Source organism: Caenimonas aquaedulcis (genome assembly GCF_015831345.1).
GTDB lineage: Bacteria > Pseudomonadota > Gammaproteobacteria > Burkholderiales > Burkholderiaceae_C > Ramlibacter > Ramlibacter aquaedulcis.
Map to the genome: position 1 here is coordinate 1,755,887 of NZ_JADWYS010000001.1, position 12,607 is coordinate 1,768,493.

The window sequence follows — 12,607 nt, forward strand, 5'->3', positions numbered from 1 at the left end:
CTCACGCGCCCTCGAGGCCGACGATGGACACCGAGCACACGTTCTGCGAGGGCTGGCCGCCCAGGTTGTGCGTGAGGCCGATCGTGGGGTTGGCGAGCTGGCGTGCGCCGGCCCGGCCCTGCAGCTGCAGGTACAGCTCGTACAGCATGCGGATGCCGCTCGCGCCGATGGGGTGCCCGAAACATTTCAGGCCGCCGTCGATCTGGCAGGGGATGCGGCCCTCGGCGTCGAAGTCGCCGTTCAGGACATCCTTGTAGCCCTGGCCGGTTTCGGAGAGGAAGAGGTCCTCCATGGTGACGAGCTCGGTGATGGAGAAGCAGTCGTGCACCTCCGTCATGCTCACTTCCTTGCGCGGATCGCGGATGCCGGCCTCGTCGTACGCCCGCTTCGCGGCGATGCGCGTGGTGTGGACATAGCTGCCGTCCCATTCGCTCGACTGCAGCTCCCAGCCGTTCGACACCGCGACTTGCAGCGCCTTGAAGGTCACGAGGTTGCGCTTGCCGAGCTCGCGCGCGATCTCGGGCCGCGTGACGATCACGGCGGCCGCGCCGTCGGAGACTCCTGCGCAGTCGAAGAGGCCCAGCGGCTCCGCGATGATCGGCGCCTTCAGCACGGTCTCCTCGCTCACCGCCTTCTGGAAGTGCGCTTTCGGGTTCTTGGCGCCGTTGGCATGGCTCTTCACCGACACGTGCGCGATGGCGCGCTTGAGCAGGGCCGCGTCCACGCCGTGCCGCGTGCGGTAGGCCGACGCGAGCTGCGCGAAGTTCGCCGGCGCGACGGCATTGGGGTACCACTGCGGGATGTAGGTGCCCACGGTGGACATCGGCAGGCCGCCGTAACCCGTGTCCTTGAGTTTCTCGACGCCCACGGCCAGGGCGATGTCGCACGCGCCCGCGGCCACGGCATACACCGCGGCGCGGATCGCCTCGGAGCCGCCCGCGCAGAAGTTCTCCACGCGCGTCACGCCGATGTTGGGCAGGCGCAGCGCGATGCTGAGCGGCGTGCCGCCGCGGCCGGTGCCCACGTCGTCCATGTGCGTGGAGAACCAGGCGGCGCCGAGCTGCTCGGGCGTGATGCCCGCATCCGCCATCGCCTCGGTGTACGCCTCGACCATCAGGTCCTCGGGGCTCGCGTCCCAGCGTTCGCCGAACTTGCTGCAGCCCATGCCGAGGATGGCCACCTTGTCCTTGATGCCTGTTGCCATGATCGATTGCTCCGTTCAGTTCGCGTGGGGGATGGCGGCGGCGCGCGCGGGCGTGGCCTTCCAGAAATAGCGCGTGTAGCCGCGCCGCTCGTCCGTGTCCTTGATGCGGAACACCATCTCCATCGCGGTGCCCGCATCGACCTCGCCGACGTCCAGGTCGGTGAAGTCCATCAGGATGCGGCCGCCACCTTCGAAGTCGACCTGCCCGTAGTGGTGCGGCGGCGCCGGGTGGTAGGACAGGTACTCCGCCGACCAGCTCAAGACCTTCGCCGGACGGTCCGCGAGGGGATAGGGTTTCTGCGTGTCCTGCAGCGGCTTGCCCTGGTCGTAGGAGAGGCGCGACGGCGGGAAGTGCACGCTGCCCGTCACCTCGCAGCGCCCGGCCACCAGGCCCGCGAGCGCGGTGCGGTGGCGCCATGCGGTGGAGAGCGCGGTCTTCTTGTCCTGTTCGCCGCGCATGCCGCGCTCCAGCGCAAGCTGGCCCTTGAAGGCGAGGAACTTCGTGTAGTTGCGCTCCTCGGCGCCGCGCGCGAGCCAGCCGCTCACGCCGCGCGCGGGCCGGAACGAACCGATGGCCTCCGTCACGCGGAACACCAGCGCCTGCGCGCCGCTGCCGAACTGCGCGAGCAGGATGTGCGCGCCGGGCTTCGCGGTCTCGAGCAGGTGCGCGAGCACCAGCAGGCCGTGCGGCAGCCCGCTGTCGCCGACCTGGTCGGTCAGCATGGAGACGACCGCCTCCGCGCGGATTCCGCAGGCTTTCGCGAGCTGTGCATCCATCTTCGCGAAGGCCGAGGGGAAGATGAAGTGGTCGACCTGCCCGGCCTGCACGCCGGCCTGCGCCAGCGCCGAGGCGATGGCTTTCGGCGCGAGCTTGCCGATGCCCTCGTCCCGCACCCAGCGCTCTTCCCAGTGGTAGTCGGTCTCTTCGCCGGCCGAGCGAAAGTGGTCGACGAAGTCCACCGACAGCGTGCCGCCGCCGAGGTACTCCGCGAGCACGTTCTCGCTGCCGATGAGCAGCGCCGCCGCGGCGTCGCCGTACTCCAGTTCCTGAGCGCTGCCGGCCAGGGTCTTGCGGTTGTCGGCGGCGACGACGAGCGTGCTGCCGCCGCCTGCCTTCACGCGCGCGACGGCCTGCGCCACGGCGGAGAGCGCGGCTCGCTGCGAGCCGCCGAGGTCGATCGCATCGACGTCGTCGGCCAGCGTGAGCGCGCCCGCGACCACGCCTGCGTTCAGGCGCTCGACAAAGGGCAGCGTGTCGGAGGCGAGCATGAGGCCGCGCACCCGCCGGCGGTCGCCCGCCGCGCCCAGGCAGTCGCGCGCGGCGGCCACCGCCATGGTGATGCTGTCTTCATCCCAGTTGGCCATCGCGCGCGTGCCCTTGCGGCCCGCGAACTGGGGCGCATACCAGGCATTGGCCTGCGCGACGGCCTGGCGCGAGAGGCGCAGCCGCGGCACGTAGCCGCCGAATCCGGTGATTCCGATCATGGGTGGGTCTTTCGGGAAGGGGCGGCGCCCAGGTGCGCCGCGAGGAACTGTCCGCCACCGGCGAGCGCCTGCCGCGCCTGCGCAAGCTCGCCGGGGAACTGCTGGAACACATGGATCATTCCGGGCCAAGCCTGGCACTCGGCCTGCCCGCCCGCCTCGCGCACCTTGCGCGCGAAGTCCTCGGAGTCGCTGAGCACCGTCTCGCGGTCGCCGACCTGCAGCAGCAAGGGCGGCAGCGCGCGCAGTTGCGCGGGCGACGCCATCAGGGGCGAGGCGAGCGGGTCGTTCGCTTCGGCGCCCGCGCCCAGGTAGTTGCGCGCCATCATGACGATCATCGGCCGCTGGTGGATCGGGTCGGCGGCGGCGCGCGTCTCGTAGCTCGCACCCGCGGCGGTGAGGTCCGTCCATGCGGACATGAGGAAGGCGGCTGCGGGCAGCGCCTCGCCGCGCGCCTGCAGGGAAAGAAGTGCGGAAAGCGCGAGGCCACCGCCTGCCGAATCGCCTGCGAGTGCGATGTCCTTCGCTGCGAAGCCCTGCGAGCGCAGCCAGCCGAGCGCCGCGAGCGTGTCGTCCAGCGCGGCCGGGTAGCGATGCTCCGGCGCGAGCCGGTAGCCCACGCCCAGCACGCGCACGCCGGACGCGGCGGACAGTTCCGCCATGAGCTCGCGGTGCGACGCGAGCGAACCGACCTGGAAACCGCCGCCATGCAGGTAGACGATGGCCCGGTCCGTGCGAACACCGGGGGCGGCGACCCATTGGCAGGGCACGCCCGCCGCATCGACGGGCTCGACGCGCGCATCGCCGCCTGCCGAGAAGAGTGCGTCCCAATCCGCGCGCATCTGCGCCACGGGCGTGTCGCGCCTCCACTTGCCGTACACCGCTTTCACGCGCGCGATGACCTCGTCCACGGCCGCGCTGGAACTTGTCTCGCTCATGCGCCCGCCCCCATGCCGCCCGAGACGCCCAGCGCCTCGCCGGTGATGAAGCCCGCGGATTCGCTCGCGAGGAATGCCACGGCCGCCGCGACTTCCTCCGGTGTGCCCAGGCGCCCTGCCAGCGTCGCGCCGGTCATCGCGGCCAGCAGCTTCTCGCCGCCCTGCGCCACGGCCTGCCGCAGGAGCGGGGTATCGATCGGACCCGGCGCCACCACGTTGGCGGTGATGCCCTTTGCGCCGTTCTCGCGTGCGATGGACCGTGTGAAGGCGATCACGCCGCCCTTGGCCGCCGCATACACCGCCCCGCCGCGGGACCCGAGGCGGCCCGCCTCGGAGGCGACGTTCACGATGCGGCCGTAGCCGGCGGCCTGCATGCCGGGCAGCACGGCGTGCGTGGTGTTGAACACAGCTTCGAGGTTCACCGCGAGCAGCCGGCGCCATTCGACCGGCGTGGTGCGCGTGAAGAACGCGTGCTGGTCGATGCCCGCGTTGTTGACGAGGATGTGGAAGGGGCCGTGGTCTGTCACCGCCGCAGCCACCGCGTCGAAATCCGTCACGTCCAGCGTGACCGCGATGCCGCCGACTTCCTGCGCCAGCGCTCGCGCCGCCTCGGCCTGCAGGTCCGCGATGGCGACCACAGCGCCGCCCGCGGCCAGGCGCCGCACGATCGCCGCGCCGATGCCGCTCGCGCCGCCCGTGACGAGCGCGCGGCGGCCCTGCAGTTCGCCCGTGGGCGATCCGGCGACCGCAGCCATCAGCGCCCCGTAAAGCGCGGGGCGCGCTTCTCGATCACCGCCGCGAGGCCTTCGCGCGCGTCGGCCATGCCCGAGAGCGTGGCCTGCGTGTTGTTCTCTTCCGGCATCGCCGCTTCCACGCCCTGGCCGATGCCGCTCCAGAGGAGCCGCTTGGTGTGCGCGAGCGCGGCCGGCGCGCCCTGCGCGAGCTCGCGCGCCAGCGCCCAGGCCTCGCCTTCCAGGCTCGCATCCGGCACCACGCGCGTGATGAGGCCGATCGCCTTCGCTTCGGCTGCGGGAATCACCGGGTTGAGCATCAGGATCTCCATGGCCTTGCGCAATCCGACGAGCTGGGTGAGCGTGACCGACACGCCGGCGTCCGGCACCATCGCCACGCGCGTCGCGCCGGCGAGGAATTTGGCGGATTCGCCGGCAATGACGAAGTCCGACGAGCACACGAGCCCCATGCCGCCGCCGCCGGCCGCGAAGCCCTGCACGGCGGACACCACCGGCGGGTTCATGCGCATCAGGAGCGCGGCCGCCATCTGCAGGTACGAGGTGGCGACGCGGATGTAGTCGGGCAGCTGCTCCCCTTTGGAGAGGAAGGTGTGCACGTCGCCGCCGGCGCAGAAGTTCTTGCCCGCGCCTGTAATCAGCACAGCGCGCACGCGGCCGTCCCCGTGCACTTCCATGAGCGCCTCGTGCAGCGCCTTCAGCAGCTCGATGTTGAGGCCGTTGGCCGACTCGGGCCGGTTGAGGCGAACGTGCGCCACGCCATCGTCGTGGACGGTGAGCAGCACCGGACCGGTAGTGGAGGATGTCATCGCGTTCACCTTTGTCCGGTTCAGATCAGGAAGGCCATGGACCACAGGGCCGTGCCGTTGTTCACCAGCACCACCTTCTTGCGCGCCATGCGAAAGCCTTCGCCCTCGCGCCGCAGCGTGTACTCGTTGCGCGACGCCCAGATGGTGTCGCCGCGCACGTGCGACTCGAAGACGATCGCGTTGGAACACACGCGCACTTCCTTGCCGTCGTCGCCGATCACCTCGATGTTCGAGACCACGCGGCGCAGGCCCGAACGCGGCGTCTGGCTGAAGCGCTTGCCGGTGTGGAACTGGCGGATGCGCAGCGCGATGCGGGAGCGGTTGTCGTAGAGGATGGACATCTCCTGCTCCGGGTCGCCGCCCTCGCCGTTGGCGGGCACCCAGTACACGCCGTCGTCGGTCCAGAGGGCTTCCCAGGCGTCGTACGCATGCTCGTCCTGCAGCCGCGCTTCGCGGTAGATGAATTGCGTGACGTCTTCCAGCGTCGCGCGTTGCTCGGGCGTCATGGCCATCACGCGGCCTCCATCAGCGCGCGGTAGTGGCGCCAGATGCCGCGGCTGGGCGTCTCGTCCGTGGCGTCGCCGATGCGAAAGCCGTTCTCGTCGCGCCGCTCGCGGTGGCGGCCACGGCCGAGATAGAGCCATTCGGGATTCTGCGACTGCACGCCGAGCTGCGTGCGCTCGTACATCTCCGCGTCGTCGGCCAGCAGGAAGCCGGCCGGGCCGACCGAGCCCATGGTCTGCTGGCGCATGCGGCGGTTCAGGTCGGGCGCGCCCTTGAACTGCAGCGCCGTCACGTGCTGCACCGTCTCGTTCACCGCGATCGGCTGGATCACGAAGATCTGGATCTCCGCGATGAACAGGTTCGGGAAGATCATGATGTGCGGCGTGCCGTCGATCATGATCCTGCGCGCCTTCTCCTCGCCGTAGGCCGCGTTCATCTTCTGCGTGTACTCGGGGAGCTTTTCGGCGGTGGTGCCGAACCAGCTCATCGGTACGTCGCGCTTGCGGAATTCCGGGCGCAGGTCGTTCTCGGTGTGGCCGTTGCCGAAATCGCGCGAGACGGCGGTGGACTCGCTGCTGTAGAGCGTGCCGATGCCGCTTTGCGCTACCTCGAAGATGGACGCGTGCACGAAGGAGGGGTGGTAGCCGTCGGTCTCGTTCTCCACCAGGAATTTCCAGTTGGAGCGGACCTTGTGCTTGAGGAAGCCGGCCGTGACCTGCACTTCGCCTTCGGGCGAGGTCTCGCAGACAGCGTCGATCGCCTTCATCGCGGCGCCCAGGTGTTCCTCGAGCGTCGGGCCCTCTTCGGCCATCGATCCGAAGACGAAGCCGCGGTAGCTCTGGACCCGCGCGACCTTGCCGAGGCCGAGCTTCGAGCGGTCCGCGTCCTCGTAGCCCGAAGGGAACGGGTAGCCCTTGAGCGCGCCGTCGTTGGCGAAGGTCCAGCCGTGGTAGGGGCAGGTGAACGAGCGGGCATTGCCCTTGTCCGTCACGCACACGCGGTTGCCGCGGTGCGGGCAGCGGTTGTGCAGCAGGTGGATCGATCCGTCTTTCGCGCGCGTCATGATCACCGGCTCCGGGCCGATGGACTTCATCACGTAGTCGTTCGGGTTCGGCACTTCGCTCTCGTGGCCCACATAGACCCAGGTGCGAAACCAGATCGCGGCGAGCTCCGCCTGGAAGATCGCGGGGTCGGTGTAGAGCGAACCATGCACGTGGTCGGCCTGCACGAGCTGGTCCCAGCGCGGTGCTGCCGAGCGGTCGGGGACGATGGGAATGACGGTTGCGCAGTTGTCCAAGACAGACCTCCACTCAGACGGAAAAATCAGGTTGTTCGCGGATCGCGTTGATGCAATAATAGTCCGACGAGACGGACTATGTCAACGGCTTTTTTGCCATCCGCCCCATTGGAAGAATTCGCCATGCCCCAGGTAGTTTTCATCGAGTACGACGGCTCGCAGCGCACCGTCGAAGCGCCCATCGGCAAGAGCCTCATGCAGGTGGCCGTGGACAACGGCGTGCCCGGCATCCTGGGCGACTGCGGGGGCTCCTGCAGCTGCGCCACCTGCCACGGCTATGTGGACCCTGCATTCGCGGACAAGCTGCCGCCCAAGACCGAGACGGAAATCTTCATGCTGGAGGGCGTGCCGGTGCTGAAGGAGGAAAGCCGCCTGTGCTGCCAGATCCGCATGCAGCCCGAACTCGACGGCATCGTGGTGCGGCTGCCGGAAGAGCAGGTTTGAGGGACAGGACGCAGAACTCGCAGAAACTACGCAGAACGAATACAGAAAATTCAATCGGAGTTTTCAAACCTTCTTGTCTTCTTCTGCGTAACTTCTGCGAATTCTGCGTACGGCCAAGTCCGATTTCATTCAATTCACGCGCCGCGCCCTGCCCTGCCAGAACGGATCGCGCAAGACGTTCTTCGTGATCTTCCCCGCCGCCGACACCGGCAGGCGCTGCGTGGTGACCTCCACCGACTTCGGGCACTTGTAGTTCGCGATCAGCGTGCGGCAGTGCGCGATCACCTCGGCCGCCGTCAGCGCGGCGCCCGGCCGCGGCACCACCACCGCATGCACGGCCTCGCCCCACTGCTCGTCGGGGATGCCGATCACCGCGCACTCGAGCACCGCCGGGTGCTTGTGGATCGCGTTCTCGACTTCGGTGGAGAAGATGTTCTCGCCGCCGGAGACGATCATGTCCTTCAGCCGGTCGACGATGTAGACGAAGCCGTCCTCGTCCATCCATGCGCCGTCGCCGGTGTACATCCAGCCGTCCGCCTTCACCGCATCGGTCGCGTCGGGCTTGCCCCAGTAGCCCAGCATGATGCCGTCGCCCCGCGCGGCGATCTCGCCCACCTCGCCGCGCGGCACTTCCTTCCGGTCGGGCCCGACGATCCTGACCTGCCAGCCATAGCTCGCGCAGCCAGCGGACTTCAGCCGCTTCGCCGTGGCGCCTTCGAGGGCGTGGTGCTCCCAGGCGAGCGTGGTGATGACGGACGAGGTCTCCGTGAGTCCATAGCCCTGGAAGAACTGCCAGGTCGGCAACCTGGCCATGGCGCCGCGCAGCACGGACTCGGGAATCGGCGAGCCGCCGTAGTGGCAGCGCTTCACGCTCGACAGGTCGTGGTCCGCAAGCGCGGGATCGTTGATCAGCGTATTGACCATCACCGGGATGAGCAGCGCGTAGTTGACCTGGTTGCGCTCGATCGCGCGCATCGCCGGCACCGGTTCGAACTTGGGCAGGATGACGTTGGTGCCGCCCGCCAGCGCCACGGTGAAGGCCGGCGAAGCCCCGCCCAGGTGGAAGAAGCCGGCGACGTGCATGTACACGGTCGCCTGCGACACCTGCAGGCAGCCGATCCAGTTCAGCGAAGCGAACAGGATGTTGCGGTGCGACAGCATCACGCCCTTGGGATGGCCGGTGGTGCCGCCGGTGTAGAAGATGCCGCACACCGCGTCCCCGCCTGCGCCATCGGGCTCCTGCGCCGGCTCCGCCTGCGCGAGCAGCGCTTCGGCGCCGTGCATGCCCTCGGGCGCCGGGCCCTCCCCGATGAAGATCGCGTGGTCCACGCCACCGTCGGCCTGCAGCGCCCGCGCGACGTCGGCGAACGATTCGTCGACGCACAGCACGCGCGCGTCGCAATCGCGCAGCGCATAAGTCGTCTCGGCCACCGCCCAGCGCGTGTTGAGCGGCACGAACACGCCGCCGGCCCAGGAGACCGCGTAGAACATCTCGAAGTACCGGTCGCTGTTGAGCGAGAGGATCGCGACGCGCGCGCCCTCGCGCACGCCCAGGGATTGGAGCGCGGCGGCAAGACGCTGCACGCGGGCGAGCGTCTCGCCCCAGGTGCGCGAGCGTTCGCCGAACACGGTGCTCGTATGCGAGGCATGGAGCTGCGCGGAGCGCTGCAGCGAATGGACGAAATTCATGGGGCTTCCCGGTACTCTGTTAACCCGGCCTCGCGCCGGAATCCACGTCTTCCTCACTGGCGCGCGTCATGCCGGACAGGTCGGCCCGCGGCGTGAGGCGCTTTTCCACCGCGAGTGCGTCGCGCAGCGTCGCGCGCACGAGCAGGTCCAGCTCGCGGCGCAGCGCCGGTGCGGGCGCGGCATCGGCACCGGGCTCGAAGAGCCAGTCCGTCAGGCGCGCCACCCGGCGCTCGGCGTTGCGCAGCGCTTCTTCCAGCTGCGCCTGCGTGGCCTGCGGCGGCAGCGCAGGCGCGGGATCGACCGGCGGCGCCACACCCGCCGACAGCGCACGCTGCACGACCGCCGCGCATCCCGCTTCGAGCACCGCGATGCGTTCGCGCAGCAGCGCCGGCGACCACACCGCCATGCCCTGCAGCTTGTCCAGCACGTCGATCACGCCGGCGAACTGCGAGTGCGCCGCATCGGACACGAGCTCCGGTGCCACGCCTTCGCGCAGCGAATTGCGCAGGGTCTCGATGAGGCCGGCCAAGGTGCTCACGGCAGCTCCCCGATCAGGCGGTTCAATTCCATCAGCGCCGGCGCCACCTGGAAGCCGATCACGGCCATGCGCACGTCGCTCGCGCGGCCGGCATCGACGCGCCGCTGCGCGCCGATCTGGATCGCGCACATCTTGAACTGCACCATCACGTCGTAATAGCGCAGCACCGCGGGACGGATGCGGATGCCGCTCCTTTCCTGGTAACGCGAGTGGAACGCCTCGCGGTCGAACAGCCCGCCGACCCGCGCGGTGCCGGCCGCGAAGGTGCGCGACTGCGCCCAGGCGAGGTCCTCGTGCGGATCGCCCAGGTGCACCGTCTCCCAGTCGAGGATCGCCGTGATGCGCCCGTCCTGCTGCAGGAAGTTGCCGACGCGGTAGTCGCCGTGCACGACGGTGACATGTTCGGCTTGCGGTGCGTTCGCCTCGAGCCAGCGCTGCGCGTAATGCATCTGCGGGTGCGCGCCGTCTTCGCCGAGCCCGGCATGCCGCGCCCAGTGCCGCACCTGGTGGCGCGCCACCTCGGACGCCGGCACGTTCCCCGCGAGGCCGTCCAGCCCGCCGCGCCGCCAGTCGAAGGCGTGGATCGCGGCCAGGGCGTCGGCGAAGTCCTGCGCGAGCGACGGCTGCACCTGCGCGCCATCGGCCGCGCCCGCGCCGCGCCAGGGCATGGGCGTGTCGCCCGCGACGAGGTCGGCCACCATGAAGGGCGCGCCGAGGATCGTCTCGTCGTCGCTGTAGCCGTGCACGCGCGCCACGGGAAGCGCGGGCACGTCGGCGAAGGCCTGGAGCGCCAGGTATTCGGGGCGCGCCGTATAGGGCGCGAACAGGCCGCCGGGGTCGCCCAGGCGCAGCACGAGCGGCAGCGTCCGGGCGTCGTTGCCCTCGCCGACCTCCGCGGTCAACCCGATCGTGGTCCACGAAAGGCCCACCGGAAACCGACGGAAACCCCGCACGCGCACCGGCTTGTGCCAGAGGCCCTGCAGGTAGTCCTGCAGGCGCGCCTGCAGGTCGGCCCGGGTCTGCGGCATCGCGGCCCTCACTCCGCCGGCGACGCCACCGCGGGCGCGGACGCCCCGGGGGCGGACTTGCGCGCGGTGCGTTCGCGCACCTTGTCCGCCAGGCGGCCGATCGTCCCCGTGACGCCCGTGGGCGCGAGGAAGACGACGACGATGAGCATCGCGCCATAGACGGCCGAGGTACCGGTCTTGGAAATGTGTTCTGCCAGTGTGGGCAGGAACTCGATCACGATGGCGCCCAGCACCGCGCCCCACAGCGAGTAGAGGCCGCCGACGATCGCGCCGACCAGCATGTAGAGCGACAGGTACACGTCGTAGCTGTCCGGGGAGACGAACTGCGTCACCACCGCGCTGCATGCGCCGGCCACGCCGGTGATCAGCGCCGACAGGCCGAAGGCGATGCACTTGATCCGCGCGACGTCCACGCCCATCGCGGCGGCGGCCACCGGGTTGTCGCGCGCGGCGCGCATGGCGCGCCCGAGCCGCCCGCGCACGAGCTGCGCCGCGCCGGCGAAGCACAGGAGCACCACGCAGATCGTGAGCGCGTAGAGCCACTGGTCGGGCGACAGCGGCAGGCCGAACGGCGCCTTCGGCTTGTCGAGCACGATGCCCTGGACGCCGCCGGTCCACGGCGCGAAGACCTTGTAGCGGATGAGCGGCGGAACCGCCATCGCGAGGCCGAAGGTGGCGAGCGCGAGGTGGTGCGTCGACAGGCGGATCGCCGGGATGCCGAACAGGTAGCCGAACACGAAGCACAGCGCCGCCGCCGGCACGATGCTGGCCCAGTACGGCAGGCCGAAGGAGGCGATCAGCACGGCGGCCGAATAGCCGCCGAACGCGAAGAACGCGCCCTGCCCCAGCGAGATCTGCCCGACGAAGCCGGTGAGCAGCACGATGCCCAGGAGCGCCAGGGCGTAGATCGCGAGCGAACTGAGCTTGAGCAGCTGGTAGCCGCTCGCCGCGAAGAGCGGCAGCAGGAGGACGCCCGCGAGCAGGACGTTGCGCGCGGCCGGGTGGCGATGGAAGAAGTTGGACATGCGCGGACTCGGGACGCTAGACACGGGACACGATGCGCCGCCCGAAGACACCCGAGGGCCAGACGAGGAGCACGAGGATGATGAGCACCAGCGCGGCAGGCAGCTTGAGCTCGGTGCCGATCACGTAGGCGCCGAGGATGTTCTCCAGGATGCCGACGACGATGCCGCCCACCATCGCGCCGCCCGGGCTGGTGAGCCCGCCGAGCAGGGCGCCCGCAAAGCTGTAGATCAGCACGCCGCCCATCATGTCCGGGTCGAGGTAGGTGATGGGCGCGACCATCATGCCCGCCACCGCGCCCACCGCGCTCGCGCCGCCCCAGCCGAGCGTGAACATGAGCGGCACCGGGATGCCGGAGAGCTGGCTGGACGCCGGGTTGAATGCCGCGGCGCGCATCGCGAGGCCCAGGCGCGTGTAGCGGAAGAAGAGGAAGAGCACCAGCAGCACCGCCAGGTTCACGCCCAGCATGCCGAGCGAATGCACGGAGATCATGCGCGAGAGCCCGGCGATCTCGCCCTTGAAGGGGCTGGGGAACTGCTGCAGCGCATTGCCGAAGATCGCGCCCGCGAGGCTGTGGAAAATGAGCAGCAGCCCGATGAACACCGCGATCACCGACAGCGGCGGGCCGCCCGAGATGCGGCGGATCACCAGCAGTTCGACCAGCGCGCCGATGGCCAGCGCGATCGCGACCGTCGCCAGCGCGGCCAGCCAGTACGGCAGGCCGGCGGCGATCAGCCACCAGGCGATATAGGTCGAGAACATCGCCATCTCGCCCTGCGCGAAATTGATCTTCTGGGTGGACTGGTAGATCATCACCAGCGCGAGCGCGAGCGAGCCGTAGATGCTGCCGGTGGCGATGCCACCGAGCACCTGTCGCAGGAAGATGTCGAATGCGTCCAAGC

The 12,607-nt window shown here is 69.7% G+C and carries 13 protein-coding genes; 1 reads left to right on the forward strand and 12 read right to left on the reverse strand.

Annotated features, from left to right (window positions below; genetic code table 11):
• Position 1: 1 nt before the first annotated feature.
• The 7 genes from I5803_RS08455 to I5803_RS08485 are packed head-to-tail and all read right to left on the reverse strand — an operon-like array spanning position 2 to position 6,983.
• On the reverse strand, positions 2-1,204 hold the full coding sequence (locus I5803_RS08455; RefSeq protein WP_196985927.1) for an acetyl-CoA acetyltransferase: 1,203 nt from the start codon (positions 1,202-1,204) through the stop codon (positions 2-4).
• A 15-nt stretch (positions 1,205-1,219) separates the two neighbouring features.
• A complete protein-coding gene (locus I5803_RS08460; RefSeq protein ID WP_196985928.1) occupies positions 1,220-2,689 on the reverse strand; it encodes a hydroxymethylglutaryl-CoA synthase family protein in 1,470 nt (489 codons plus the stop codon).
• Complete coding sequence (locus tag I5803_RS08465; RefSeq protein ID WP_196985929.1) at positions 2,686-3,624, reverse strand: alpha/beta hydrolase; 939 nt, start codon at positions 3,622-3,624, stop codon at positions 2,686-2,688. The genes I5803_RS08460 and I5803_RS08465 overlap by 4 nt, the downstream gene beginning before the upstream one ends.
• Positions 3,621-4,379, reverse strand: coding sequence for an SDR family oxidoreductase (locus I5803_RS08470; protein WP_196985930.1), 759 nt, complete (start codon positions 4,377-4,379; stop codon positions 3,621-3,623). Before I5803_RS08470 ends, I5803_RS08465 begins: the two co-directional genes overlap by 4 nt.
• The gene (locus tag I5803_RS08475; protein WP_196985931.1) at positions 4,379-5,182 is read right to left on the reverse strand and encodes an enoyl-CoA hydratase/isomerase family protein; all 804 of its coding nucleotides are present in this window, start codon (positions 5,180-5,182) and stop codon (positions 4,379-4,381) included. The genes I5803_RS08470 and I5803_RS08475 overlap by 1 nt, the downstream gene beginning before the upstream one ends.
• Before the next feature lie 20 nt (positions 5,183-5,202).
• Positions 5,203-5,694: an aromatic-ring-hydroxylating dioxygenase subunit beta gene (locus tag I5803_RS08480; RefSeq protein WP_196985932.1), complete on the reverse strand. Its 492-nt coding sequence runs from the start codon at positions 5,692-5,694 to the stop codon at positions 5,203-5,205.
• Positions 5,694-6,983 (reverse strand): aromatic ring-hydroxylating oxygenase subunit alpha, encoded by a 1,290-nt coding sequence (locus tag I5803_RS08485; protein ID WP_196985933.1) that lies wholly within the window; start codon positions 6,981-6,983, stop codon positions 5,694-5,696. The genes I5803_RS08480 and I5803_RS08485 overlap by 1 nt, the downstream gene beginning before the upstream one ends.
• A gap of 123 nt (positions 6,984-7,106) precedes the next feature.
• Here I5803_RS08485 and I5803_RS08490 point away from each other — a divergent pair, with 123 nt between their 5' ends.
• Positions 7,107-7,427 (forward strand): 2Fe-2S iron-sulfur cluster-binding protein, encoded by a 321-nt coding sequence (locus tag I5803_RS08490; RefSeq protein ID WP_196985934.1) that lies wholly within the window; start codon positions 7,107-7,109, stop codon positions 7,425-7,427.
• A 129-nt stretch (positions 7,428-7,556) separates the two neighbouring features.
• Here I5803_RS08490 and I5803_RS08495 read toward each other — a convergent pair whose 3' ends face one another.
• Genes I5803_RS08495 through I5803_RS08515 form a run of 5 tightly spaced genes read right to left on the reverse strand, consistent with a single transcriptional unit; the run spans position 7,557 to position 12,605 of the window.
• A complete protein-coding gene (locus tag I5803_RS08495) occupies positions 7,557-9,116 on the reverse strand; it encodes an acyl-CoA synthetase (RefSeq protein ID WP_196985935.1) in 1,560 nt (519 codons plus the stop codon).
• Between the two features lie 19 nt (positions 9,117-9,135).
• Entirely contained in the window at positions 9,136-9,654 is a 519-nt protein-coding gene (locus I5803_RS08500; RefSeq protein WP_196985936.1) for a hypothetical protein, read from the reverse strand.
• Positions 9,651-10,682 (reverse strand): phosphotransferase family protein, encoded by a 1,032-nt coding sequence (locus I5803_RS08505; RefSeq protein WP_196985937.1) that lies wholly within the window; start codon positions 10,680-10,682, stop codon positions 9,651-9,653. The genes I5803_RS08500 and I5803_RS08505 overlap by 4 nt, the downstream gene beginning before the upstream one ends.
• Positions 10,683-10,690: 8 nt before the next feature.
• A complete protein-coding gene (locus I5803_RS08510; protein ID WP_231402374.1) occupies positions 10,691-11,707 on the reverse strand; it encodes a branched-chain amino acid ABC transporter permease in 1,017 nt (338 codons plus the stop codon).
• Between the two features lie 16 nt (positions 11,708-11,723).
• Positions 11,724-12,605: a branched-chain amino acid ABC transporter permease gene (locus I5803_RS08515; protein WP_196985939.1), complete on the reverse strand. Its 882-nt coding sequence runs from the start codon at positions 12,603-12,605 to the stop codon at positions 11,724-11,726.
• Between the last annotated feature and the right edge of the window lie 2 nt (positions 12,606-12,607).